This is a genomic window from Sphingobium sp. CFD-2 (assembly GCF_024611135.1).
In the GTDB taxonomy this organism is placed as follows: domain Bacteria; phylum Pseudomonadota; class Alphaproteobacteria; order Sphingomonadales; family Sphingomonadaceae; genus Sphingobium; species Sphingobium fuliginis.
The window spans coordinates 2647147-2671468 of record NZ_CP084405.1 but is presented as its reverse complement, the minus strand read 5'-3'; the positions used below and the strand labels follow the sequence as shown (position 1 = coordinate 2671468).

The 24322-nt window shown below is 65.9% G+C and carries 21 protein-coding genes; 10 read left to right on the top strand and 11 right to left on the bottom strand.

What is annotated here, in order from left to right; all coding sequences use genetic code 11:
• Window positions 1–28 precede the first annotated feature (28 nt).
• From LDB29_RS13170 to LDB29_RS13155, 4 genes are read right to left on the bottom strand one after another with little or no spacing between them, the layout of a single operon-like run.
• Window positions 29–1543 carry a Ppx/GppA family phosphatase gene (locus LDB29_RS13170; RefSeq protein WP_025548673.1) on the bottom strand — a complete coding sequence of 505 codons (1515 nt, stop codon included), beginning with the start codon at window positions 1541–1543 and terminating at the stop codon, window positions 29–31.
• A gap of 5 nt (window positions 1544–1548) precedes the next feature.
• Entirely contained in the window at window positions 1549–3687 is a 2139-nt protein-coding gene (locus LDB29_RS13165) for an RNA degradosome polyphosphate kinase (protein ID WP_025548671.1), read from the bottom strand.
• A gap of 28 nt (window positions 3688–3715) precedes the next feature.
• On the bottom strand, window positions 3716–4330 hold the full coding sequence (locus LDB29_RS13160; protein WP_025548670.1) for a chromosomal replication initiator protein DnaA: 615 nt from the start codon (window positions 4328–4330) through the stop codon (window positions 3716–3718).
• Window positions 4331–4338: 8 nt separating this feature from the next.
• Complete coding sequence (locus LDB29_RS13155) at window positions 4339–5622, bottom strand: hypothetical protein (protein WP_025548668.1); 1284 nt, start codon at window positions 5620–5622, stop codon at window positions 4339–4341.
• A 152-nt stretch (window positions 5623–5774) separates the two neighbouring features.
• Here LDB29_RS13155 and purM point away from each other — a divergent pair, with 152 nt between their 5' ends.
• The 5 genes from purM (at window position 5775) to nadB (ending at window position 10933) form a co-directional block, all read left to right on the top strand.
• A complete protein-coding gene (purM, locus tag LDB29_RS13150) occupies window positions 5775–6869 on the top strand; it encodes a phosphoribosylformylglycinamidine cyclo-ligase (RefSeq protein WP_025548666.1) in 1095 nt (364 codons plus the stop codon).
• An 87-nt stretch (window positions 6870–6956) separates the two neighbouring features.
• The gene (purN, locus tag LDB29_RS13145; protein ID WP_257554342.1) at window positions 6957–7904 is read left to right on the top strand and encodes a phosphoribosylglycinamide formyltransferase; all 948 of its coding nucleotides are present in this window, start codon (window positions 6957–6959) and stop codon (window positions 7902–7904) included.
• 45 nt (window positions 7905–7949) lie between these two features.
• Window positions 7950–8879 (top strand): ABC transporter ATP-binding protein, encoded by a 930-nt coding sequence (locus LDB29_RS13140; protein ID WP_048577206.1) that lies wholly within the window; start codon window positions 7950–7952, stop codon window positions 8877–8879.
• Window positions 8876–9319, top strand: coding sequence for an endonuclease domain-containing protein (locus LDB29_RS13135; protein ID WP_244968612.1), 444 nt, complete (start codon window positions 8876–8878; stop codon window positions 9317–9319). Before LDB29_RS13140 ends, LDB29_RS13135 begins: the two co-directional genes overlap by 4 nt.
• 9 nt (window positions 9320–9328) lie before the next feature.
• Window positions 9329–10933, top strand: coding sequence for an L-aspartate oxidase (nadB, locus tag LDB29_RS13130; protein ID WP_025548663.1), 1605 nt, complete (start codon window positions 9329–9331; stop codon window positions 10931–10933).
• A 119-nt stretch (window positions 10934–11052) separates the two neighbouring features.
• On the opposite strand, the gene LDB29_RS13125 is transcribed toward nadB, so the two are convergent.
• Window positions 11053–11889, bottom strand: coding sequence for an alpha/beta fold hydrolase (locus LDB29_RS13125; RefSeq protein WP_099186984.1), 837 nt, complete (start codon window positions 11887–11889; stop codon window positions 11053–11055).
• 181 nt (window positions 11890–12070) lie between these two features.
• Here LDB29_RS13125 and LDB29_RS13120 point away from each other — a divergent pair, with 181 nt between their 5' ends.
• Window positions 12071–13228 (top strand): serine hydrolase, encoded by a 1158-nt coding sequence (locus LDB29_RS13120; RefSeq protein ID WP_025548661.1) that lies wholly within the window; start codon window positions 12071–12073, stop codon window positions 13226–13228.
• A gap of 113 nt (window positions 13229–13341) precedes the next feature.
• On the opposite strand, the gene metH is transcribed toward LDB29_RS13120, so the two are convergent.
• The 4 genes from metH to LDB29_RS13100 form a co-directional block, all read right to left on the bottom strand.
• Window positions 13342–15954: a methionine synthase gene (gene metH, locus LDB29_RS13115; RefSeq protein WP_025548660.1), complete on the bottom strand. Its 2613-nt coding sequence runs from the start codon at window positions 15952–15954 to the stop codon at window positions 13342–13344.
• A 119-nt stretch (window positions 15955–16073) separates the two neighbouring features.
• Entirely contained in the window at window positions 16074–17120 is a 1047-nt protein-coding gene (locus LDB29_RS13110; RefSeq protein ID WP_025548658.1) for a homocysteine S-methyltransferase family protein, read from the bottom strand.
• Window positions 17117–18052, bottom strand: coding sequence for a methylenetetrahydrofolate reductase (gene metF, locus LDB29_RS13105; RefSeq protein ID WP_025548657.1), 936 nt, complete (start codon window positions 18050–18052; stop codon window positions 17117–17119). Before metF ends, LDB29_RS13110 begins: the two co-directional genes overlap by 4 nt.
• Window positions 18049–19020 (bottom strand): metalloregulator ArsR/SmtB family transcription factor, encoded by a 972-nt coding sequence (locus LDB29_RS13100; protein WP_025548655.1) that lies wholly within the window; start codon window positions 19018–19020, stop codon window positions 18049–18051. Before LDB29_RS13100 ends, metF begins: the two co-directional genes overlap by 4 nt.
• Window positions 19021–19234: 214 nt before the next feature.
• Between LDB29_RS13100 and LDB29_RS13095 the strand changes: the two genes are divergently transcribed.
• On the top strand, window positions 19235–19462 hold the full coding sequence (locus LDB29_RS13095) for a hypothetical protein (RefSeq protein ID WP_025548654.1): 228 nt from the start codon (window positions 19235–19237) through the stop codon (window positions 19460–19462).
• Window positions 19463–19652: 190 nt separating this feature from the next.
• On the opposite strand, the gene LDB29_RS13090 is transcribed toward LDB29_RS13095, so the two are convergent.
• Window positions 19653–20072, bottom strand: coding sequence for a glycine zipper 2TM domain-containing protein (locus LDB29_RS13090; protein WP_025548652.1), 420 nt, complete (start codon window positions 20070–20072; stop codon window positions 19653–19655).
• A gap of 227 nt (window positions 20073–20299) precedes the next feature.
• On the opposite strand from LDB29_RS13090, the gene LDB29_RS13085 reads away from it, so the two are divergent.
• Window positions 20300–21292 (top strand): esterase-like activity of phytase family protein, encoded by a 993-nt coding sequence (locus LDB29_RS13085; protein ID WP_025548651.1) that lies wholly within the window; start codon window positions 20300–20302, stop codon window positions 21290–21292.
• Window positions 21293–21347: 55 nt separating this feature from the next.
• Here LDB29_RS13085 and LDB29_RS13080 read toward each other — a convergent pair whose 3' ends face one another.
• Window positions 21348–22028: an OmpA family protein gene (locus LDB29_RS13080; RefSeq protein ID WP_025548649.1), complete on the bottom strand. Its 681-nt coding sequence runs from the start codon at window positions 22026–22028 to the stop codon at window positions 21348–21350.
• A gap of 151 nt (window positions 22029–22179) precedes the next feature.
• Here LDB29_RS13080 and LDB29_RS13075 point away from each other — a divergent pair, with 151 nt between their 5' ends.
• Both LDB29_RS13075 and LDB29_RS13070 read left to right on the top strand, forming a co-directional pair.
• Window positions 22180–23496, top strand: coding sequence for a hemolysin family protein (locus LDB29_RS13075; protein WP_025548648.1), 1317 nt, complete (start codon window positions 22180–22182; stop codon window positions 23494–23496).
• A 1-nt stretch (window position 23497) separates the two neighbouring features.
• Window positions 23498–24301: a kinase gene (locus tag LDB29_RS13070; RefSeq protein ID WP_025548646.1), complete on the top strand. Its 804-nt coding sequence runs from the start codon at window positions 23498–23500 to the stop codon at window positions 24299–24301.
• Window positions 24302–24322 lie beyond the last annotated feature (21 nt).

Genomic DNA, 24322 nt, shown 5'->3' with positions numbered 1-24322 from the left:
CGTTCCCTGACCGCATTCAGTCAGCCCCCTACCAGGCCAGCCGGTACTTCACGCCCATGGCCTGGGCCAGTTGCCGCTGCCGCCGCTCGACCGCTTCTCCGAACAGATCGGCGTCCACGCTGCGCAGCCGCAGTTCGAGTACATTGCCCTCCATCTCCAGGCGGGAGGCGAGCAAAGGCCCCTCCACGCCGCCGGACAACCGCTGCCCCAATCTGATCGCCAGACCCCATAAGGTCGCTCGCTGAAGCGCTTCGGGCGGGGCCAGCCGCTCGATGCCGGGCGGCGTCGACAGGCCGCCGCCAAAATTGCTGTGCAGCGCCTGGGCCAGCATGGCTCGCTCGGCCGCGTTGATGCCGACCCAATTGCTGTGCAGCGCGATCTCGACGCCCCGGTCCGACCGGAAATCGGGATTGGCGCGCCACCCGACATCGGCCAACAGGCAGGCCGCCCGGCGAATCCGCCGCCACGCGCTGCCGTCCTCCAGGAACAGCGGCGCGATCCAGCGCTCGATCATGTCGCCATGGCCGGTAAAGCGCGCCTGCGCTTCGCCTTCGGCCTCCGCCGCGATCAGCAGCGGATCATGTGCCTGAATATCCGGGGGCAGATCGCTGAACAGCAGCCCCTCGCGCAGGCCATAGGCCGACACGACCAGCCTGCTCGACCTCAACTGGCGCACGATCACCGACAGCAGCGCCGCCGCATCCGGCAGGGTCGGCACGCGCGATCCGGTGATCTGGGGAATATCCTTGAACCGCGCCTTGCCGACATGGGACACGATGCGCGTCAATTGTTCGGCCCGCGCGGCAGGCATTTCATATTGGTGCACGACGGGAAGCGGGAACTGGGTTAATTCCATGTCGAACCGGGCCAGCGCGCGCCACGACCCGCCGACCAGATAGAAGGGCAGGCCGGCGGGCGCGTCCCAGCCCGCCTTGGCCAGCATCTTCCTGACCATTCGTTCCAGCACGGCCGGCCCCTTGGCGCGGATTTGCGGCAGGCGCAGCACGCCCAGCGGCAAGGACACCGTTTCATGCACGGCGCCGTCGCGGATTCGGGCCAGCTCAAGGCTGCCGCCGCCCAGGTCGCCGACGATGCCGTCCGCGCCCGGAATGCCCGACAACACGCCATAGGCCGCGGCGACCGCCTCCTGCCCGCCGGACAGCAGCTCGACCTCCAGCCCCATGTCGCGGGCGCGCCGGATGAACTCGTCGCCATTTTCCGCGTCCCGCACCGCGGCGGTGGCGACGCAGCGCACCTCCTGCACCTCCATCTCGCGGCAGAGATGGGCGAAGCGGCCGATCGCGCGCAGCCCCCTGTCCATGGCTTCCGCCTCGATCCGGCCCGTCTTCCCCAGGGACGCGCCCAATCCCGCCATCACCTTTTCGTTGAAGAGGATGAAGGGGATGCGGCGCGGCCCGTCATAGACGACCAGCCGCACGCTGTTGGAACCGATGTCGATGATCGCCGTGCGCGCCTTCGCCTGATGCGGGGACGTCGCCATGCCGGGGGCGAGCGCCCGGACCTGGCTCAACATGGAATTCATGCCGATCAGGCCCGCCCGCGCAGGCGCAGCGTCGGCACCGCTTCGCTGTCCAGCGCGGCGCCACGGCCCGAAAGGGACGGGTTGGTCATGAAATAGCGGTGCAGGTTGAACGGCCGGTCGCCCGCCTCGACGCGGCTGTAATGGCCGTCGCTGTCCAGCACCCAGCTCTGTTCGGTGTCGATCAGGTTGGCGACCATCACCTGGTCCAGAATCTGGTCGTGCACGGTCGGATTTTCGACCGGCGCCAGGAACTCCACGCGCCGGTCGAAATTGCGCGGCATCCAGTCGGCCGAACTGATGAACACCTTCGCGCCATTATTGGGCAGCGCCTTGCCATTGCCGAAGACGGTGATCCGGCTATGTTCAAGAAAGCGGCCGACCACCGACTTCACCCGGATATTTTCCGACATGCCCGGCACGCCCGGCCGCAGGCAGCAGATGCCCCGCACGATGAGTTCGATCTGCACGCCTGCATTGCTCGCCGCATAGAGCTTTTCCATGATCGCCGGGTCCACCAGCGAATTCATCTTCGCCCAGATGGTTCCCGGCCGCCCGGCGCGGACATGCTCTATCTCCGCATCGATCAGGTCGCACAGGCGGTTGCGCAGGTCGCGGGGCGACATCACCAGCTTTTCCAGCCGCTGCGGCTCGACATAGCCGGTGATGTAATTGAACAGCGCCGCCGCATCGCGCCCATAGGCCGGATCGGCGGTGAAGAAGCTGAGGTCGGTGTAGATGCGCGCCGTCACCGGATGATAGTTGCCGGTGCCGAAATGGCAGTAGGTGCGGAACGCCTCCCCCTCCCGCCGGACGACCATCGACACTTTCGCATGGGTCTTCCAGTCGATGAAGCCATAGACCACCTGCACGCCCGCGCGCTCCAGCGCGTCGGCCCACATCAGGTTCTGCTCCTCGTCGAAACGGGCTTTCAGCTCCACCACTGCGGTCACGGACTTGCCTGCCTCGGCCGCGTCGATCAGCGCGCGGATGATCGCGGACTGCTTGCCCGCGCGGTACAGCGTCTGCTTGATCGCCACGACATCGGGGTCGGACGCCGCCTGCTTCAGGAAGGACACCACCACGTCGAAGGCTTCATAGGGATGGTGGACGACGATGTCCTTCGCCCGGATCGCGGCAAAGCAATCCCCGCCATATTCGCGGATGCGTTCCGGGAAGCGGGGGGCGTAGGGCTCGAACTTCAGGTCCGGCCGATCCTCCTCGACGACGCCGGACAGGTCGCCGATGCCGACGAACCCTTCCACCTCCGCGATGATCGCCTCATGGCCCTGGAGCATGTCCTGCAACATCTCCTCGACCGGCTCGGGAATGCGTTCCTCTATCTCCATGCGGATCACGCGGCCCCGGCGGCGGCGCTTGATGGCGCTGCGGAAATAGCGGACCAGATCCTCCGCCTCTTCCTCTATCTCTATGTCGCTGTCGCGGATGATGCGGAAAACGCCGCTGTTGCGGACGCGATAGCCGGGAAAGAGATCGGCCGAGAAGCGCCGGATCACCGCCTCCAGCGCCATATAGCGGGCCGTTTCGCCCGGCATCCGCACGAAGCGGGCGAGTGAGGACGGTATCATCACCAGCTCGCGAATCGGCTCCTTGTCCGACAGCCGCTCCAGGTCGAAGACAATCGACAGCCCCTGATTGGGGATGAAGGGGAAGGGGTGCGCCGGGTCCAGCGCCTGCGGCGTCAGGATCGGGAAGACCTGCGTCAGGAAATGATCGCGCAGCCAGTTCTCGCAGGAGGGGTCGAGCGCGGTGGACGGGCCGATCACCTCTATCCCCACCTGCGCCAGTTCGCCGTGCAGCGCCCCCCACACCTTCTGCTGCGCGCCCATCAGCCGGGCAGTTTCCTCGCTGATGGCGGCCAGTTGCTGCGCCGGGGTCAGCCCGTCGGCGGAGCGCATGTCGACATCCTGCAGCTGCTGCCCCTTCAGCCCCGCCACGCGCACGGAGAAGAACTCGTCCAGATTGGCGCCGGAAATCGACAGGAAACGCAACCGCTCCAGCAGGGGATGCGCCCGGTTCATCGCCTCTTCCAGCACGCGCTGGTTGAACGCCAGCCAGGACAGTTCCCGGTTGAAATAGCGGTCGCTGGGCAGGGTCAGGCTGGCGGAGGGGTCGGCTTCGGCCACATCTCTCTCATCGTTCGGAACCGGAGGATCAGTCCGGGACTATAGGCAAAAATCCCGCGTCTTGCAGGACATCTTTCGCCATAGCGGTAGAAATCTTACGTCCCGATGACAAAGCCGCCTCGTCCAGCAGGCGGGTCACGGCGGCGATGGCGGCATAGCTGCGCTCGATCCGCCGCAGCAGCCATTCGGGCAGGTCGGCGGCATAGCTTGCCCCGGCCGACGCCAGGGACCGCTCTATCAGGGCGCGGGCCAGCGCCTCGTCCGGCTGCTCCAGCGCGACATGCGGCGCCGCCGCCAGCCGGGACCGCAGGTCGGGAAGGGCCACCTGCCATAGCACGGGCGGCGCGTCCGCGATCAGCAGCAGCGGGCGCTGCGCCGTCTGCGCATCGTTCCAGGCGTTGAACAGCGCCTGCTCATCCTGCCGCTGCGCATCGTCGATCATCGTCCCGCCGCTCTGCGCGACGAAATGGCGGCCCAGAGTCGAACGGCCCGACAGGGGCGGCCCGCTCAGCACGCTGATCGCCAGCGGCCATCCCCGCCAGTTCTCCAGATGGCGGACGGCGATGCGGTTGGCGTCGCTGACCAGGAAATCCTCGCCGCTCGCCCGATCAGGCCGGTCGAACGGCAGGCTGATCTGTCTCATGGCGCCTTTCATTGCGCAGAGCCGGCTCCCGGTGTCCCACCCCTGCGGATGCGCAGCGTATTGCCGGACACGGCGACGTTATAGCCCTTCGCCGCCAGCGCTGCACGCAACATGTCGACCGTGCCGTCGAAGCTCACCTGCATGACCGACGTGCCGCCCAGCGCCAGGCTGCTGGTCGCGGCTGAACGCACGCCCGCGATGGAACGCACGGCGGCTTCGCCCTGCGCCACCGATCCGACGTCCGGGGTGTCGAACTGGATCGCGTAGCTGCCCGTCGTGGCGGCGGGCGTCGGCATGTCGAGCGTTTCCACCGGCAGATCGGCGGCATTTTCGATCTCCAGCGCATTGGGATCGACCGGCTCCTCGATGATCAGCGACGGATCGGGACGCAGGCGGCCGTCATTCAGCGCCTGGGTATAAAGCTGGTCGATCCGCTGCGTCGCCTGGTCCAGCATCTGCGGGATCGCGCTGTCGTTGGAGGCGCGCAGGGAAAAGCTGCCGATCAGGAAATTGTCGGGGCCGTAGCGCGCCGTGAAGGTGCCGGTCACCGGACCGCCCGGATATTGACGGTCGAGCCGTGCGATCGGGATCACCACGTCCGCCGCGCCATATTGGTCGAGCAGCACGCGCCACCACAGCCGCCCGCGCCGCCCGGTCTGCCCCGCATTCAGCAGGATCGGATCAGCGATCGACCCGGCCACGCGGACATAGTCGATCGCGCTGTCGCCGGTGCGGAAACGCGCCCAGGCCCGCTGCCATTCGTTGATCCGCTCATAGGACACGGCAGACCCGCCGTCCCACAGCACCGGGATCACCAGCAGGGGCGGGGACCGCATGACATTGCCGGTCACGCCCAGCAACTGGCCCGTCCGCGCCCGGTCGAACATGACGCCCAGCGTGGCGACATAGCGGGTGGGGCCCGCCTGCTCATATTCGATCTCGATACCCGAAATCATGCCTTCAAGCTGCGAATCGGACAGGGCCGGCGCGCCGCTGCCGCCATGGGTTCGGGTCCACAGCATCTGCCACGCCCGCCGCTGCGCCAGCCGCCAGCCGGCCTTGCGCGCGCTGTCGGCATCCTTGGCGAAGACGTCGACCTTCACATGGCTCACCTGGAAATCGCCGCCGCTGGCGATGGGGGGCACGCCGCGCTCCCCCTCCATCTGCGCGACCAGCGCCGCAGCGGCGAGGCCAAGCATGATCGCGCCCAGTATCTGGATCGGGCGCGACGCTGCGCGGAACAGGTTCAAAGGCCGGAGGGACAGGCCACGAAGGACAGAAGGCACGTTCACGCGCGTCCTTTTGGCGAGATTTGCCTGCGCTGCCAAGCGGCAACCCATTTCCCGTTCCGTTTTCGCGCACAATGTGCGTTATTTGGCTTGCCGCATTTTCTTAAGCCGTCAGATGTTTCCATCTGACTTGAAAATGCTTAGGGGCCACAGCCATGAGCGACACCGAATCCTACAGCTACGCCAAGGCTGGCGTCGACATCGCCGCGGGCAATGCGCTGGTTCGCGCCATCGCCCCGCTTGCCAAGGCCACCCGTCGCCCCGGCGCCGACGCGGAACTGGGCGGCTTCGGCGGTTTCTTCGACCTGAAGGCGGCCGGATACGACGATCCGCTGCTGGTCGCGGCCAATGACGGCGTCGGCACCAAGCTGAAGCTCGCCATCGATCACAACGCCCATGACGGCGTCGGCATCGACCTGGTCGCCATGTGCGCCAACGACCTGATCGTGCAGGGCGCCGAACCGCTCTTCTTCCTGGACTATTATGCCACCGGCAAGCTGGAGAGCGGCGTCGCCGAACGCGTGATCGCGGGCATTGCGGAGGGCTGCAAACAGGCCGGCTGCGCCCTTATCGGCGGAGAGACGGCGGAAATGCCCGGCATGTACGGGCCGGGCGACTATGACCTCGCCGGTTTCTGCGTCGGCGCGGTGGAGCGGTCCAGAGCGCTGACCGGCAACCGGGTCAAGGCGGGCGACGTGCTGCTGGGTCTCACTTCCTCGGGCGTGCACAGCAACGGCTTCTCGCTGGTGCGCCGTCTTGCCGCCGACAAGGGCTGGAAGCTCGACCGTCCGGCGATCTTCGATAATGAGGTGCTGCTGATCGACGCGCTGATGGCGCCGACGCGCATCTATGTGAAGTCGCTGCTGCCGCTGGTCCGGGCAGGCCGGATCAATGCGCTGGCCCACATCACCGGCGGCGGCCTGCTGGAGAATATCCCGCGCGTGCTGCCCGAAGGCTGTCATGCGGTTATCGACGCCGACGGCTGGGAACAGCCGCGCCTGATGGCTTTCCTCCAGGCGCAGGGCAATATCGAGCCGGAGGAAATGGCCCGCACCTTCAATTGCGGTGTCGGCATGGTGCTGGCGGTGGATGCGGATGCGGTGGACGCCGTGACGGCGGATCTGGAAGCAGCGGGCGAAACCGTGGTCCGCGTCGGCCTCGTGGAGGCGGGCGAAAAGGGCTGCACGGTCAAGGGCTCACAGGAAACATGGAGCGCCAGGGCCGACTGGACCGCCACGCATCTGGGGTAAGTCACTGAAACCCGTTCGTTTCGAGCGAAGTCGAGAAACGAAGTCACAAGGGTTCTCGACTTCGCGCGAACCGGACGGGGACTGCAAGTGAAGGCAAAGGTCGGCGTTCTGATTTCCGGACGTGGCTCGAACATGGCGGCGTTGCTCTATGCCGCCAGGCATCCGTCCTGCCCCTATGAGCTGGTGCTGGTCGCCGCCAACGATCCCGAAGCCCCCGGCCTGACCCTCGCCGCCGCCGAGGGCATCGCCACCTTCGCGCAGAGCCACAAGGGCCTGAAGCGCGCCGAATTCGACGCCATTATCGACAAGGCGTTGCGCGGGGCGGGCGCGGAATATGTCGCGCTGGCCGGCTATATGCGCCTCCTCTCGCCCGAATTCGTCGCCGGCTGGGAAGGCCGGATGCTGAACATCCACCCCAGCCTGCTGCCCAAATATAAGGGTCTCGGCACCCATCGGAAGGCTTTGGACGCAGGCGATACCCATGCCGGCTGCTCGGTCCACATCGTCACGGCGGAACTGGACGACGGGCCGGTCCTTGGCCAGATCGAAGTCGCGATCCTGCCCGGCGACACCGCCGACAGCCTTGCCGCGCGCATATTGATGGCGGAACATCAGCTCTATCCGCGCACGCTGGCGGATTTCGTCACCCGCGAGCGCCAGCCCGAATGGCTGCTGAACAAAGTCCGTGAGCGCGCCCTGGCCCTGCCGCAGGCGGATGAGGTCACGTCCCACGGCATGCCCTGCTTCGGCATCGAAAAGGGCAAGAAATTCGCCTATTTCACGCAGGATCGTCATGGCGACGGCGTTATCGCCATCCTCGTCAAGACGACCGCGCCGGAAGAACAGGCGATGCTGATCGAAAGCGACCCCGCCCGCTATTACCGCCCCCCCTATTTCGGGGATGGCTGGGTCGGCATCCGCCTCGATCTGGGGGACACGGACTGGGACCAGATCAACGAACGGCTGGAGCGGAGCTGGCGGGAGGTCGCGCCCCGCAAACTCACGGCCCTGATGGACGCCGCCGACGAATTTTAACCCCGCTCTTTCCTTTCCAATGGCCCAACCCCACTATAGGCAGCCATGACCGACACCTCCCCCACTCCCGCCATAGAGATCGCCAACCTCACCAAGGTTTACAAGGGCGGCAAGCAGGCGCTCGACAATATCAACCTCACCATCCCGCGCGGGCAGATTTACGGCCTGCTGGGGCCGAATGGCGCGGGCAAGTCGACCACCATCAACATCCTCGCCGGGCTGGTGAACAAGACCAGCGGCACGGCGAAAATCTGGGGCTTCGACATCGACCAGAACCCCCGCAACGCCAAGAACAGCATCGGCATCGTCCCGCAGGAGATCGTCTTCGATCCCTTCTTCACCCCGTTCGAGACGCTGGAGAACCAGGCGGGCTATTATGGCGTACCCCGGGACCGCCGCCGCTCGATGGAATTGCTGCGCGCCGTGCATCTGGAGGACAAGGCCGACGCCTATGCCCGGACCCTGTCGGGCGGCATGAAACGCCGCCTGCTGGTGGCCAAGGCGATGGTGCACAGCCCGCCGATCCTGGTGCTGGACGAACCGACCGCCGGCGTCGACGTGCAGCTTCGCCAGCAGCTCTGGGCCTATGTGCGGGAGTTGAACCGCCAGGGCGTGACCATCGTCCTCACCACGCATTATCTCGAAGAGGCCGAGGAATTGTGCGACCGGATCGGCATCATCAACCATGGCAAGGTCATCACCGACAAGCCGACTCGCGAACTGATCGCCATGGCGCAGGAGAAGGTGGTGCAGGTGACGGTCGACCGCGATGTGGTGACGCCCCCCGCCGACCCCAGCTTCGAGAAGATCGAACTGTCGGACGAACGCACGCTGACGATCACCTATATGAAGAACCGCGCCAATGCGGGCCAGGTGCTGAGCGCCGTGCAGGCCAGCGGGCTTTCGATCGTCGACGTGGTGACGCGCGACCCTGATCTGGAGGATGTGTTCCTGAACCTGACCGCGGCGGCGTGAGGGAGAGGGATGCCTCTCCCCCTCCCGCAGGCGGGAGGGGGCCGGGGGGTGGGCTGGCGCGACCTTTCAAAAGCAGGAATACGTCCCGCGCAAAGTCGCTAAGAAACGAGGCATCTCCGCCTGAGCGGTTCCTTTGGCAGCGCCTGCGCAACCGCCAACTCGACGGCCGCAAGTTCAGCCGCCAAATCCCTATCGGCCCTTATTTCGCGGACTTCCTTTGTCGCGAGGCGAAGCTCATCATCGAACTGGATGGCTCCACCCACGACGACAGTGCGGAATATGACGCCCGCCGCGACGCCTACTGTCGCGAACTAGGCTTTACCGTCTTGCGCTTTCAGAATGCCGACGTGATAGGGAATATCGAAGGCGTGCTGTCGCATATCATGGCAGCCCTCGCGCAAGCCCACCCCCAACCCCTCCCGCCTGCGGGAGGGGAGTAAGAAGACTATATGCCCACCACCACCTATGACGTCGTCATCATCGGCTCCGGCGCGGCGGGGCTGACCGCCGCCATCAACCTGGCGCAGGACCGCAAGGTCGTGGTGCTGGCCAAGGGAGCGCTGGACGGCGGGTCCACCAACTGGGCGCAGGGCGGCATCGCCGCCGTACTGGACGCAGGTGACAGTTTCGAGGCGCATATCGAAGACACGATGGTCGCAGGCGCAGGCCTGAACGACCGCAGTACCGTCGAATTCGTCGTCTCCGAGGCTCCTGCGGCGATAGAGCGGCTCGCGGAGCTTGGCGTTCCCTTCAATGGAGGGGAGGAATTCGGCGAACGCTGGCACCTGACCCGCGAAGGCGGTCACAGCCACCGCCGCATCGTCCATGTCGACGACGCCACCGGCCATGCCGTGCAGGTCGCGCTGCTGAAGGCCGCCCGCGCCAATCCCAACATCACGCTGCTGGAGGACAGGGTCGCCATCGACCTCATCACCAGCCGCCATGGCGAGCGCTATTCGGGCGACGGGCATGTATGGGGCGTCTATGCCTTCAACAGGCTGACGGACCATGTCGACGCGATCCTGGGCAAGGCGACGATCCTCTGCACCGGCGGCGCGGGCCGCACCTATCTCTTCTCCACAGCTCCCCGGGGCGCGACCGGGGACGGCATCGCCATGGCCTGGCGCGCGGGCTGCCGCGTCTCCAACATGGAGATGAACCAGTTCCACCCTACCTGCCTCTACAATCTGGAGGTCAAGAATTTCCTCATCACGGAGGCGGTTCGGGGGGAGGGCGGTCATTTGAAGCTGCCCCCCGGTGTCCCCGGCGGCGGGGAACGCTTCATGCCCCGGTTCGACCCGCGCGGCGAACTCGCCCCCCGCGACGTGGTGGCCCGCGCCATCGACCATGAGATCAAGCGGCTCGGCCTCGACTATGTCCATCTCGACATCAGCCACAAGCCGCCGGAATTCGTGCGCACCCATTTCCCGACCATCTATGCGCGCCTGCTGGATCTTGACATCGACATCACGAAGGAACCGATCCCGGTCGTCCCGGCACAGCATTATACCTGCGGCGGCGTGGTCATCGACCTTGACGGTCGCACCGACCTGCCGGGGCTCTATGCGGCGGGCGAAGTCACCGAAAGCGGCCTGCACGGCGCTAACCGCCTCGCGTCCAATTCGCTGCTGGAATGCTTCGTCTTCGGGGAAGCCGCCGCCCGGCACATCCGCGCCCATTGGGATGAACTGCCCGCGCCGCCGCCGATCCGCCCCTGGGACGAAAGCCGCGTCACCAATTCGGACGAAGAGGTCATCGTCCAGCATAATTGGAAGGAAATCCGCCGCTTCATGTGGGACTATGTCGGCATCGTCCGCACCACCAAGCGGCTGGAGCGCGCCAAGCACCGCATCGACCTGCTGGCGAAGGAAGTCGACGAATATTACGGCCATTTCCGCGTGACGCCGGACCTCATCGAACTGCGCAACCTGCTGGAGGTCGCGCGTCTGGTCGTCCGCTCCGCCCTGCATCGCAAGGAGAGCAGGGGGCTGCACTATACGCTCGATTATCCGGCGATGCTGCCGCAGGCGGTCGATACGGTGCTGGCGCCCTGAAAGAAGCTGAAAAAAGGTGGCGCAGCGTCCATCGCGCTGCGCCATGAGTCGAGGAGTGACGCGGAGGAAGGCGTCGGATTGCTTTTACCCCTGCTGTCCCGCCGCGCCTTTGATCGGCGTCAAACCGTCTTCAGAAAATTGCCGAGGACCGCGTTGAAGCGGGCCGGCTGATCCGCCATGACGACATGGCCGCTGGGGCCGATGGGCACCAGCCGCACGCCGCGCTTGGCGGCATAGGCGGCGCGGAAGGTTCGACCGATCTCGCCCGCCTGCGCCGCATCGCTGCCGACGGCATAGACCACCTCCATCGGCGCGGTCAGCCGCGCCAGTTGCGGCCCCAGGTCGACATTGGCGAGATCGCGCAGCGCATTGGCGACGACATCCGGATCGCTTCCCCGGGCGCCCGGCATTTCCGCCAGCATCCGCGCCAGATAGGCGCGGCCCGCCCTGGTTCCGGTGAAATATTGCCCCAGTTGATCGGCCAGAAATCCCATGCCCTGTGCCGTGCCGCCGACCATCGCTGCCCCCTCGGGCAGCATGTCGACCACCATCAGCCGCCCCGCCAGCCCCTTCAAACCCAGCATCATCGCCAGCGTGCCGCCCATGCTGTGGCCGACGATGGCGGGCCGCTCCAGCCCTGCCGCCGCGATATAGCGGGCGATCTCGTCCGCCAAAGGCTGGACCAGCGGCCCGCTGGCATTGGCGTCCGCCGCGAGGCCGGCAAAACCCCGCACGTGGACCAGATGCCAGCGATAACCGGAAAGCGCGCCGACCACCCCGTTCCACAGCCCCGGCCCGCTCGCCAGCCCCGCGATCAGCACGACATCTCGACCGGCGCCGCGAGTCGTCACGGCAATGCGGCGCGAAGCGAAGGGCGCCGCCCACGCCCGTGCCGGCAACATGCCGCCCGCCAGCAGCGCAGTCGCGCCCCGCATCATCGTCCGTCTGTTCATCATGTGGTTCATCGGCATGTGGTTCATCGGCGCTTCCTTGCAGGCCTTCGCCTGAACCTCAACTGAGTTAAGGCGCGCCTCGTTCAGCCTCCTTACATCGCATTTGTGGAATCGTTCATCGCATGATTCTTGTCACCCGGCGCGGGTCTGAACCCTAATGCGAAAGGAGAGTGCGGGGATTTCGATGACCAATTTCAAGGGAGGGCGCGGCAAGCGCCCAAATGGCGGCGGCAATGGCGGCTCGGCCCGGCTCGTCCTGTTGATGGCGGCGCTTTCGGCCTGCGTCAGCGCGCCGCAGCAACCCTATGCGGCGGTCCAGCAGCGGCCGCAGCCTTCCACCGCGACCTTCCCCATCAAGCCGGTCGCCAATCCGCCCAAGCCCTTCGAAGCGCTGAAGGTCGACCAAAGGGAAACGCCGCCGCCCGCTTTGGTCAGCGTGATCCGCAACCTGGGCCAGAGCTTCAACGGCAAGGTCGGCATCGCCGTGCGCCGCATCGGCAGCGACTGGACCGTTGCATGGAACGGCAATCTGCTCTTCCCGCAGCAGAGCGTTTCGAAGCTCTGGGTGTCCATGACCTTCCTCGACGCGGTCGACCGGGGCAAGATCCGCCTCAGCGACAGCACCACCATCACGAAGAAGGACCTGACCCTCTTCCACCAGCCGACCGCCGCCCTGGTGGGCAATGCCGGCTGGACCACCACCTATTCCGACCTGATGCGCCGCGCCATGACGCAGAGCGATAATACCGCCAACGACACGCTGCTGCGCGCCGTCGGCGGGCCGGAAGCGGTGCGCAGCTATCTCGCGCGCCGCTATATCCGGGACATCCGCTTCGGGCCCGGCGAACGGCTGCTGCAATCCACCACGGCGGGCCTGGAATGGCGGCAGGATTATTCGATCGGCCGCAACTTCTACGCCGCCCGCGCCAGGCTGCCCCTCTCGGTGCGGCAGAAGGCGCTGGACAATTATCTCGCCAGCCCGCCGGACGGCGCCGCGCCATCCTCCATCGTGCAGGCGCTGGCGAAGCTCAAGCAGAACGACATGCTTTCCCCGGCATCGTCGCAACTGCTGCTTTCGATCATGGGCGAGGCGAAGACGGGGCCGCAGCGGATCAAGGGCGGCGTGCCGGCGGGATGGCATTATCTGCACAAGACCGGCACGGGTCAGGAACTGGGCGCGCGTTCGACCGGGTTCAACGACATCGGCATCATGACCGCGCCCGACGGCACCAGCTATGCGGTCGCGGTGATGATCGGCAGCACGACGGAACCGATCCCGACGCGCTGGCAGTTGATGCAGGCGGTGGCGAAGGCGGTGGCGGCCAACCACGAGGCGCGGTAAGTTTTTCGCTTCCCGTCATTTCCGCGAAGGCGGCAATCCATCTCCTGACCGTGCATCAGGCACCTTCTTATGGGAGATGAGTGCTCACCTGCGCGGGAACTATGGAATAAGTCCTAATCCAGATTGGGCCGCAGCCAGCGCTCGGCCGTCTCCAGATCCACCCCGCGCCGCCCGGCATAATCCTCCAGCTGGTCGCGCCCCACCCGCGCCACGCCGAAATATTCCGCCTGCGGATGCCCGAAGTAAAAGCCGCTGACCGCCGCCGTCGGCAGCATCGCGAAGCTTTCCGTCAGCGAAATGCCCGTCGCGTGATGCGCGTCCAGCATGTCGAACAGCAGCGGCTTCAGACTATGCTCCGGACAGGCGGGATAGCCGGGCGCGGGCCGGATGCCGCGATATTGCTCCTTGATCAGCGCCTCGTTGGTAAGCTGCTCGCCCTCGGCATAGCCCCAGAGCGCGGTGCGCACATAATGGTGCAGCCGTTCGGCAAAGGCCTCCGCCAGACGATCCGCCAGCGCCTTGAGCAATATGTCCGAATAATCGTCGATAGCGTTCTTGAACCGCGCCAGATGCGGCTCGATGCCGTGGATCGATACGGCGAACCCCCCCATCCAGTCGCCATCATGGCTGATGAAGTCGGCAAGGCACATATTGGCCCGGCCCTCCCGCTTGGCGATCTGCTGGCGCAGCATCGGCAGGCGGACATGCTTTTCATCCTCGACATGGACGATGATGTCGTCGCCTTCGCGGCGGCAGGGCCACAGGCCGGCCACGCCGCGCGCCGTCAGCCATTTCTCGTCCACGATGCGGTCGAGCATCTTCTGCGCATCGGTGAACAGGCTGGTCGCGCTTTCGCCCACCACCCTGTCCTCCAGGATCGCCGGATAATTGCCCGCCAGTTCCCATGCGCGGAAGAAGGGCGTCCAGTCTATATAGTTGCGCAGGTCCTTCAGATCCCAGTCCGGGAAGCGGTGGACGCCGGGCAGGCGCGGCTTGCCGGGCTTCAGGCTCTCGTCGATCTCGAAGGCATTGGCCCGCGCTTCCTCGATGGACAGCAGCTTGCTCTGCCCCTTGCCCTCTCGGGCGGCGCGGACATGGGCATAATCATCCTTGGTCTTCTGGACGAAATCGGTCTTCTGGGTTTCGGAGACGAGCGCCGTCGCGACGCCGACCGCCCGGCTGGCGTCCAGCACATGCACCACCGGCCCGGTGAAGGCCGGATCGATGCGCAGCGCGGTATGCACTTTGGAGGTGGTCGCGCCGCCGATCAGCAGCGGCATGGTCATATCCGCGCGCTGCATTTCCGCGGCGACCGTCACCATCTCGTCCAGCGAGGGAGTGATGAGGCCGCTGAGGCCGATCATGTCGGCGTCATTTTCGTTCGCCGCCTTGATGATGTCCTGCCACGGCACCATGACGCCCAGGTCGATCACCTCGAAGCCGTTGCACTGAAGCACGACGCCGACGATGTTCTTGCCGATGTCGTGGACGTCGCCCTTGACCGTCGCCATCACGACCTTGCCCTTGCCCTTGGCGCCGGGCTCCTTCGCCGCCTCGATGAAGGGGAGGAGGTGGGCGACCGCCTTCTTCATGACGCGGGCGGATTTCACCACCTGCGGCAGGAACATCTTGCCCGCGCCGAACAGGTCGCCGACGACATTCATGCCGTCCATCAGCGGGCCTTCGATCACCTCGATGGGCTTTGCGGCAGCGAGGCGGGCTTCCTCCGTATCCTCGACCACATACATGTCGATGCCCTTGACCAGCGCATGTTCCAGCCGCTTGGCGACCGGCCAGCCGCGCCATTCCTGCGCCGCCTTTTCCGAAGCGGCATCCTTGCCCTTGAAGCTCTCCGCCAGCGCGACCAGGCGTTCGCCCGCCTCCGGATCGCTGTTCAGCAGCACATCCTCGCACGCCTTGCGCAGCGCCGGGTCGATGGCGTCGTAAACGTCGAGCTGGCCCGCATTGACGATCGCCATGTCCAGCCCCGCCGGGATGGCGTGGTAGAGGAAGACCGAATGCATCGCCCGCCGCACCGGCTCATTGCCGCGGAAGGAGAAGGAGAAGTTCGACAGGCCGCCCGAAATATGGACATGGGGGCAGCGCGCCTTGATCTCGCGGCAGGCCTCGATGAAGTCGACGCCGTAATTATTATGTTCCTCGATCCCCGTCGCCACGGCGAAGATATTGGGGTCGAAGATGATGTCCTCCGGCGGGAAGCCGATGGACATCAGCAGCTTGTAGGCGCGCTCGCAGATCTCGACCTTGCGCTCCTTCGTGTCCGCCTGACCGGTCTCGTCAAAGGCCATGACGACCACCGCCGCGCCATAGGCCATGCAGAGGCGGGCGTGATGGAGGAAGGCTTCCTCACCCTCCTTCATGCTGATCGAATTGACGATGGGCTTGCCCGACACGCATTTCAGGCCGGCTTCGATCACTTCCCATTTGGAACTGTCGATCATGACCGGAACGCGGGCAATGTCCGGTTCGGACGTCATCAGCTTCAGGAAGGTCGTCATCGCCTCCACGGCGTCGAGCAGGCCTTCGTCCATGTTGACGTCGACGATCTGCGCGCCGTTCTCCACCTGATCGCGGGCGATGTCGATGGCCGCGGCATAGTCGCCCGCCATGATCAGCTTCTTGAACTTGGCCGATCCGGTGACGTTGGTGCGCTCGCCGATATTGACGAAAGTGGCGCGGGAAAGATCGGGGGAGGTCTCAGTCATTTTACTACCTGCTCCCCTCCCGCAAGCGGGAGGGGCTGGGGGTGGGCTTTTCAGGGGACAGCGCCTGGATCGGCCCACCCCCTAACCCCCTCCCGCCTGCGGGAGGGGGAACAATTATCTTACGCCGCAATATGCATCGGTTCGAGGCCCGCAAGCCGCGTCACCACCGGCAGCTCCGGCACCTGACGCGGCTTGTGCCCCGCCAGCGCCTTCGCCACGGCGCCGATATGCGCGGGCGTGGTGCCGCAGCAACCGCCGACCATATTGACCAGCCCCTCATCCACCCACTGGCGGATCAGGTTCGCCGTAGTCTCCGGCAGCTCATCATATTGCCCCAGTTCATTGGGCAGCCCCGCGTTGGGATAGGCCAGGATCAACGTATCCGCATTCTTGGCCAGCTCACTCAGATAAGGCCGCAGCAGATCCGCCCCGAAGGCGCAGTTCACCCCGATGGTCAGCGGCTTCAAATGCCGCAGCGAATACCAGAAGGCGTTGATCGTATGCCCGGACAGGTTCCGCCCCGACATGTCCGTGATGGTGAAGCTCAGCATCAGCGGCACCGGCCGCCCCGCCGCCGCCTCTGCCTCCCGCGCCGCCATGCCCGCCGCCTTGGCGTTCAGCGTGTCGAAGCAGGTCTCGACCAGCAGGAAGTCCACGCCGCCCTCGATCAGCGCCTCGCACTGCTCGCGATAGTCGGCCTTCAGCGTATCGTAATCGACCTCGCGATAGGCCGGATCGTTGACGTCCGGAGAGATCGACAGCGTCTTGTTGGTCGGCCCGATCGACCCCGCGACAAAGCGTGGCCGCCCATCCTTCGCGCTCGCCGCCTCACAGGCCTTGCGGGCGATCTTCGCGGCGGCGATGTTGATCTCCCGCACCAGATGTTCGCAGCCATAATCGGCCATGGCGATCTTGGTGGAGGAGAAGGTGTTCGTCTCGATCATGTCCGCACCGGCGTCGAGATAGGCGGTGTGGATGCCCTCCACGATGTCCGGCCGGGTCAGGCAGAGCAGGTCGTTATTGCCCTTCTGGTCCTTCGCCAGATCGAGCGACCCGCGATAATCCGCCTCCGTCAGCCCATGTTTCTGGATCGACGTGCCGTAGCCGCCGTCGAATATCATGATTTTCTCCGCGGCCACGGCGCGGAAGCGTTCCTCGGCGGTCATGCCGTCTTCTCCAATGTCGCCGGCCGCAGCCCGAGCAGATGACAGATCGCATAGCTCAGTTCCGCCCGGTTGAGCGTATAGAAATGAAAGTCGCGCACCCCGCCCGCATAAAGCTTGCGGCACAGTTCCGCCGCCAGCGTCGCGGACACGAGCTGCCGTGCGGCGGGCAGGTCGTCCAGCCCCTCGAACAGCTTGCCCATCCAGCCCGGCACATCGGTATTGCACATGGCCGACATGCGCTGGACCGCCGCGAAATTGCTGACCGGCATGATGCCCGGAATGATGTCCGCGTCGATCCCTGCCGCCGCCACCGTATCGCGGAAACGGAAGAAGGTATCCGGCTCGAAGAAGAATTGCGTGATCGCCCGCGTCGCGCCCGCATCCAGCTTGCGCTTCAAATTGTCGATGTCGCTCTGCGCGCTCAAGGCATCAGGATGGGTTTCCGGATAAGCCGCCACCGAAATCTCGAACGGATGCCGCTTCACCAGCCCCTCGACCAGCTCCGCCGCGCCCTTGTAACCGTCCGGATGCGGCTCGAACTTCGCGCCTGCCTCGGGCGGATCGCCGCGCAGGGCGACGATATGCCGCACGCCCGCTTCCCAATAGGCGTCGATCACCTCGTCAATCTCACCCTTGCTCGCCGCCACGCAGGTCAGGTGCGCCGCCGCCGACAGGGGCGTCTCCTTCGCGATCCGCGCCACCGTGTTATGCGTCCGCTCCCGCGTCGACCCACCTGCGCCGTAAGTCACCGACACGAATTTCGGCGCCAGCGGCGTCAGCGTCTGGATCGCGGACCAGAGCTGCTCCTCCATCTTCTCCGTCTTGGGCGGGAAGAATTCGAAGCTCACATTAATGTCTCCCGTCAGATCGGCATAGAGCGGCGCTTGCCAAGCCCGCGTGGCCTCTTCGACGGAGGGAAAGCTCAAGGTCATGCGGAAAGTCGTCCTTCGATAGGCAGGACGCGCGCGCCACGGCGGCGGCCCAGCCATAATTGCACCGTCAGTTCCTGGCCGGGCAGCACCTCCACCCGCTCCAGTTCCAGGCCCGCATCCGCGAACCAGCTTTCGATCTGCCCGTCGGAAAAGCCCAGCCGCGCATGCTGGTCGCGCAGTCTGAGTTCTTCCCGTTCATGCGCCGCGAAATCGGCGATCAGGACGCGGCCGCCCGCCGCCGTCACCCGGGCCGCTTCCTCGATCACCGCCTCGGGCGCCTGGGCATAGTGCAGCACCTGATGCAGCACCACCGTATCGGCGCTGCCCGGCTCCAGCGGCAGGGCGCTGAAATCGCCCAGCACCAGCGCATATTTGTCGCCCGCATCCTCGGGCAGCTTGGCGCGGGCCAGCCGCAGCATGTCCGGGCTGCGGTCCAGCGCCGTCACCTGCTCCGCCGACGGACCGAACAATTCGATCATTCGCCCGGTCCCGGTGCCGATGTCGAGCAGATGGCCGATCGGTTCCGCCCCCAGCAGGGCGGTCATCGCCGCCTCCACATCGCCCTCCGGCACATGCAGGGACCGGATCGCGTCCCATTCCTCGGCATGTTCGGCAAAATAGCTTTCCGCCGCCTGGGCGCGATCCGCCCGTACCGCCGCCAGCCGGGCGAGGTCGGCCTTCTGCCACAACAGCTCGCCCTCCGACGGCACGAGTTGGTCGAAAAGCGTCAGAAAGGGTCCGATTTCCGCCTCTTTGCCCAGCCGCAGAAAAACCCAATTGCCTTCCTTGCGCCGCTCCACCAGACCGGCTTCGGCCAGGATGCGGACATGGCGGGACACGCGCGGCTGGCTTTGCCCCACGACCTGCGCGATTTCGCCCACGGCCAGTTCCATGGCGCGCAGAAGATAGATGATGCGCAGCCGCGTCGGGTCGCCCAATGCCCGGAAAATGTCGATTGCTGCGCTCATGCATGGATCATATAAAGAAATCTTTATATGCGTCAATGGTCGTTCGGAACCGCGCCGTTCAACCCCTGACAGCCCCGAATCACGGGCTTGACGCATGATTGGGATTGCCATGAGTCGCCGGATTCATTACGAATCGCGGCGCAGACGCAATGGGGGGTGAACTTTTCTCCGAGAGTGGTCTGCACCGTTATTATTCTCAGAGAGGGGTTAACCCATGACCAAGTCGATTGCTCTTTCGCTCGTTCTCGCCGCGTCGCTCGGCCTGGCCGCCTGCTCGGGCGGTGCGGAAAATGCCGCCAACGCTTCGGCCAATGCCGCAGAGAACGCTTCGAACGCTGCCGACAACGCCATGAACGCCGCGCTGAACGCTGCCGACAATGCTTCGAACGCCGCTTCGAACGCTGCGAACACGGCCGGCAACGCTGCCGCGAACGCGATGTAATTCCCAAAAGGGAATTGTCTGGAATGGGCCGCGCCGGAAACGGGGCGGCCTTTTTCTTTGGCTCGCGCCGGTCGGTCGGTTCCGTCAGCCTGAGCCTGCGCTGGCGTTGCAGGGGCAGGATGCGTCAGAAGGCAAAAAGAGGGCCGCCCCGATGGAGCGGCCCTCTTTTCGTTCATCCTTCAACGGTGGATCAGCAATCCCGGTCGATCGCCCGCCCGGCCAGCGCACCCACGCCCGCGCCGATGATGGCGCCCGTGGTGCCATCGCCGCGGCGACCGTAGCGGCCGCTGCCCTTGCCGACTTCATTGCCGAGCAGGCCACCGGCTATCGCGCCGATGATGGTGCCGCCCGTGCCATTGTCCCGGCAGCGATAGCCACCGCGATAGCCGCGATAGCCCCTGTAATAGCCGTCGCCGCGATAATAGCCGCCGCCCCGGTAATAACCATCGCCGCGATAGCCGCGATACCCGCGGTCGCCGCGATAATAGTCGCCACGGTCGTAATGGCGGCCCCAGCCGTCGCGGGCCATGGCCGGCGTTGCGGTGACGGCCAGAGAGGCAGCGCCCATCGCCAGCGCCGCCCCCAGATTGATCAGAAACTTCGTCTTCATGGCGTTGCTCCTCATTTGCCATCGATCACGGCAGGTCTTCCACGGAGGACTCACCATCGATTGAGACCCTTTTGCCCGATTCGCATTGAGCCAAGCCTGAATGGCGATGTCAGCCGCCGTTCAGCATTGGAGCCACCGGCGGGAACGCTTATCGCGCTTTTCGGCGGTCGATGCCAGCGCCGCGAAAAACCCTGCACAGGGGCCGATTATCCCCTATGGCAAGGGCGATGCGCCGAATCCTGATCGTCCTGCTGCTCGCGATCCTGCTGCTCCCCGCGCCGCATAAGAACAAGCCCGAACCCTTCGGCCCCGGCCCATTGCTGGTGCGGGCGCGCGCCTTGTCCCTGAACGCGGCCGATCCCGCCCAGCGCGACCTTGGAATGCTGCACTATCTGGGCGGATGGCAACTCAGCAGCACCCATCATGGCTTTGGCGGCATATCCTCGCTGCTGGCGGAACCCGACGGCCAGATTCTGGCGCTCAGCGATTCCGGCACGCTGATGGGTTTCCACATCGGCCCGGGCAGGGCGGAACGGCGTCCCTTCATCGCCCCGCTTCCCATCCGCCCGCAGGATCGGGAGCGCCCCTGGTGGGCCTGGGATTCGGAGGCGATGGCTCATGATCCGGCGACAGGGCGCTATTGGGTGGGCTTCGAACTGCAACAGATGATCTGCCGTTATTCCCCCGGCTTCGCCCGCGTCGAAGCCTGCCGCACCTGGCCGGAGATCGAGGCCTGGCCGGAGACGGGATCGGTCGAATCCCTGGCGCGGCTGCCCGGCGGCCGCTTCCTCGTCCTGGCGGAAATGGGGATGACCGCCGACGGCAGCCACGACACGCTGCTGTTCGCGGGCGACCCGGCCGAAGCCGCCACGGCGGCGCCCATGCACCTGCGCTATGTGCCGCCGCGCGGTTATCGCCCGACCGACGCGGTCGCGCTGGACGACAGGCATGTGCTGGTCCTCAACCGGCGGCTGACCTTGCAGGAACTGTTCACGGCGACCTTGGCGATCATCGAGCTGCCGGAAGAGCCGCGCTCCGGCGACCGGCTGAAGGCGCGCGTCCTCGCCCGGCTGGCGCCGCCCCTGTTGGCCGACAATTTCGAAGGATTGGCCCTGAGCCGGGAAGGCGGCCGCCGGATCGTCTGGATCGCGTCGGACGACAATCACGAATTTTTCCAACGCACCCTGCTGCTGAAATTCGCCCTGGATTGGCAGGGATAGGGCGGCATGAAGGAACAGCGGGCGGGGACCGGCCTCCCGGTCCCCGCAGCCCGTCTCAGCTACGCACATCCTGCTCCGTCACGGGAGCGATCTTGATTTCGACGCGGCGGTTGGACGCCTTGCCCTCCGCCGTGGCGTTGGATGCGATCGGCTGGGTCTCCCCGAAACCGCGCGTGGCGATGCGGGCCGACTGCACGCCATGGCTCGTCAGATAATCGCCCACTGCCTGGGCGCGCCGTTCCGACAGGGCCTGGTTATAGGCATCGGTGCCGTCGCTGTCGGTATGGCCGTACACGTCGATATAGGTCTTGGGATATTGCGCCAGTACGGATGCGACGTCGTTCAGCGTCGGCTGGAACTGGGGCTGCACGGCGGAACTGTCGGTGGCGAAGGTGATGCCCGATGGCATGCGCAGCACCAGATTGTCGCCATCGCGGATCACGTCCACGCCGCTGCCGGCGGTTTCTTCGCGCAATTTCTTTTCCTGCGCGTCCATATAGGCGCCGATGCCCGCGCCCGCGACCGCGCCGATGCCCGCGCCCAGGATCTTTTCGGTGCGGTCATGCCGCCCGCCGACCAGATCGCCCAGCAGATAACCGCCCAGCGCGCCGCCGATGCCGCCGATTGCGGCCTTGGAAATGGTGCGGTTGCCGGTGTTGGGATCGGTGGTGCAGGCCGTGGTCGCCAGCATGGCGGCCAGGCCGGCGGCGCTGATGATGCGATGAAAATTCCGCATGGATATATTTCCCTTTCTCGTGCGCCCGAACGGAGCGGATGCACCCCCAATGGATGAGAGGAGGCCTTTGTTCCACAAGCGAACTGAACTGCAGATGATGCGGCGGTTGTGAAATTGTAAGAATCAGGGTTATAGGTGGCCGCCGACCGCCATGGCCAATATCCCCCCGCACGCTCCGACGCCCTTTCCCTGGGTCGACCTCGTCATCATCCTGGCGCTCGTCGCGCTGAACGGCCTGTTCGCCATGTCGGAACTGGCGATCGTGTCCGCCCGCAAGCCGCGCCTCCAGGCAATGGAAAAGGCCGGGCGGCGCGGCGCGCGCTCCGCCCTGGCGGCGGCGAGCGATCCCGGCAAGTTCCTTTCCACCGTGCAGATCGGCATCACCCTGATCGGCATCGTCGCGGGCGCCTATTCCGGCGCCAGCCTTGGCGGGCCGACGGGGGAACGGCTGGCGATGCTGGGCCTGTCGCCCCATGCCGCGCAGAATGCCGGTTTCGCCCTGGTGATCGGCCTTACCACCTATGCCTCGCTGATCGTCGGGGAACTGGTGCCCAAGCAGTTCGCTCTGCGCGCGCCGGAGCCCATCGCCGTGCTGGTCGCCGGGCCGATGCTGTGGCTGGCGAAGGTCACCGCCCCGATCGTCTGGGTGCTGGACGGATCGAGTGCCCTCATCTTCCGCCTGCTGGGGCTGACCCGCGAATCGGAAAATCAGGTCACGGCCGAGGAACTGCACCTGATCGTGGCCGAGGCGAGCAGGTCCGGCGTGATCGAGGAGAGCGAGCGGGCCATTATTTCCGGCGTGGTGCGGCTGGCCGACCGCCCGGTGCGCGAGGTGATGACCCAGCGCATGGATGTCGACTGGATCGACATCCATGCCGATGAGGAGGCTATTCGCGCCAAGCTGCTAGATACGCCGCACACCCGCCTGCCGGTGGGCCGGGGGACGGTGGAGGACATCATCGGCGTGGTGCAGGCGCGCGACATCATGACCGCGCTGTTCCGGGGCGAGGGGCTGAGCCTGGAAAGGCTGATGCGCAAGGTGGAGGTCGTGCCGGATCAGGTCGACGCCATGGACGCGCTGGAGGTGCTGCGGCGGGCCGAGGTGCCGATGGTCATGGTGCATGACGAATATGGGCATTTCGAGGGGATTGCGACGCCTGCCGACCTGCTCTCCGCCATTGCAGGCCATTTCGTGTCCGACCTGGACAGCGAGGATGAGCCGGACCTGGTCGAGCGGGAGGACGGCAGCCTGCTGGTGTCGGGCCAGATGCCGGTGGACCTGCTCGCGGACCGGATCGGCATCGACCTGCCGGAGGATCGCGACTATGCGACGGTCGCCGGCCATGCGCTGTGGCTGCTCAAGCGCTTGCCGGAAGTGGGCGATTTCATCGACGATCAGGGCTGGCGGTTCGAGATCGTGGATATGGATGGGCGCAAGATCGACAAGCTGCTGATCGCGGAGCGATAGGATGCGGAACGATGCGCTGGACGCGGTCGAGGGATTGACGCGGCGGGCGCTGGAGGAGGCTGGCGGTCGCCTGCTGGTGATCGGCCTCTGCGGGGCGCAGGGCAGCGGCAAGTCGACGCTGGCGGCGGGCTTGCGGCAGAGGTTGCAGAGCGACGGGATTCCGGCCGCGATCCTTTCCATCGACGATCTGTATCGCACGCGGGCGGAGCGGGAGGCCATGGCCCGTTCGATCCATCCGCTGCTGCGCACGCGCGGGGTGCCGGGGACGCATGATGTGGCGCTGGGGCTGCGGGTGATCGATGCGTTGGAGCGGGGAGAGGCGACCTTGCTGCCGCGTTTTGACAAGGCGTCGGACGATCCTTTGCCGGAAGGGCGATGGGAAAAGGCGGCGACTGGCACGCGGTTGCTGCTGCTGGAGGGCTGGTGCGTCGGTGCGCTGCCGCAGGGCGCGGCGGCGCTGGTGGAGCCGGTCAATGCCCTGGAGCGGGAGGAGGATGCGGACGGCGTCTGGCGCGCCTTCGCAAACCGGGCGCTGGCGGGGGATTATCAAGCGCTGTTCGCGCGGCTGGACCGGCTGGTGCTGCTGGCCGCGCCGGACTTCGGGATCGTCCGGTGCTGGCGGACGCAGCAGGAGCATGACCTGCGCAAGGAGGCTGGCGGCGGCATGCCGGATGCCCGGATTGCGCGCTTCGTCCAGCATTATGAGCGGCTGACCCGGCATATTCTGGAGGAGATGCCGGGCCGGGCGGACCTGACGATCAGGCTGGACGAGATGCGGCGGGTGATCGGGATTTGCAACGGCTGACGCCCGGCATTGCTGCGCTCG

What these genes read in the sequence shown, in the direction of transcription:
- LDB29_RS13085 (WP_025548651.1), top strand. Translation starts at nt 20,300, where the DNA reads ATGCGCCGAATCCTGATCGTCCTGCTGCTCGCGATCCTGCTGCTCCCC.
- purM (WP_025548666.1), top strand. Translation starts at nt 5,775, where the DNA reads ATGAGCGACACCGAATCCTACAGCTACGCCAAGGCTGGCGTCGACATC.
- LDB29_RS13095 (WP_025548654.1), top strand. Translation starts at nt 19,235, where the DNA reads ATGACCAAGTCGATTGCTCTTTCGCTCGTTCTCGCCGCGTCGCTCGGC.
- LDB29_RS13160 (WP_025548670.1), bottom strand. Translation starts at nt 4,330, where the DNA reads ATGAGACAGATCAGCCTGCCGTTCGACCGGCCTGATCGGGCGAGCGGC.
- metF (WP_025548657.1), bottom strand. Translation starts at nt 18,052, where the DNA reads ATGACCTTGAGCTTTCCCTCCGTCGAAGAGGCCACGCGGGCTTGGCAA.
- LDB29_RS13170 (WP_025548673.1), bottom strand. Translation starts at nt 1,543, where the DNA reads ATGAATTCCATGTTGAGCCAGGTCCGGGCGCTCGCCCCCGGCATGGCG.
- LDB29_RS13110 (WP_025548658.1), bottom strand. Translation starts at nt 17,120, where the DNA reads ATGACCGCCGAGGAACGCTTCCGCGCCGTGGCCGCGGAGAAAATCATG.
- nadB (WP_025548663.1), top strand. Translation starts at nt 9,329, where the DNA reads ATGCCCACCACCACCTATGACGTCGTCATCATCGGCTCCGGCGCGGCG.
- LDB29_RS13125 (WP_099186984.1), bottom strand. Translation starts at nt 11,889, where the DNA reads ATGATGAACAGACGGACGATGATGCGGGGCGCGACTGCGCTGCTGGCG.
- LDB29_RS13120 (WP_025548661.1), top strand. Translation starts at nt 12,071, where the DNA reads ATGACCAATTTCAAGGGAGGGCGCGGCAAGCGCCCAAATGGCGGCGGC.
- LDB29_RS13100 (WP_025548655.1), bottom strand. Translation starts at nt 19,020, where the DNA reads ATGAGCGCAGCAATCGACATTTTCCGGGCATTGGGCGACCCGACGCGG.
- metH (WP_025548660.1), bottom strand. Translation starts at nt 15,954, where the DNA reads ATGACTGAGACCTCCCCCGATCTTTCCCGCGCCACTTTCGTCAATATC.
- LDB29_RS13075 (WP_025548648.1), top strand. Translation starts at nt 22,180, where the DNA reads ATGGCCAATATCCCCCCGCACGCTCCGACGCCCTTTCCCTGGGTCGAC.
- LDB29_RS13090 (WP_025548652.1), bottom strand. Translation starts at nt 20,072, where the DNA reads ATGAAGACGAAGTTTCTGATCAATCTGGGGGCGGCGCTGGCGATGGGC.
- LDB29_RS13080 (WP_025548649.1), bottom strand. Translation starts at nt 22,028, where the DNA reads ATGCGGAATTTTCATCGCATCATCAGCGCCGCCGGCCTGGCCGCCATG.
- LDB29_RS13070 (WP_025548646.1), top strand. Translation starts at nt 23,498, where the DNA reads ATGCGGAACGATGCGCTGGACGCGGTCGAGGGATTGACGCGGCGGGCG.
- LDB29_RS13140 (WP_048577206.1), top strand. Translation starts at nt 7,950, where the DNA reads ATGACCGACACCTCCCCCACTCCCGCCATAGAGATCGCCAACCTCACC.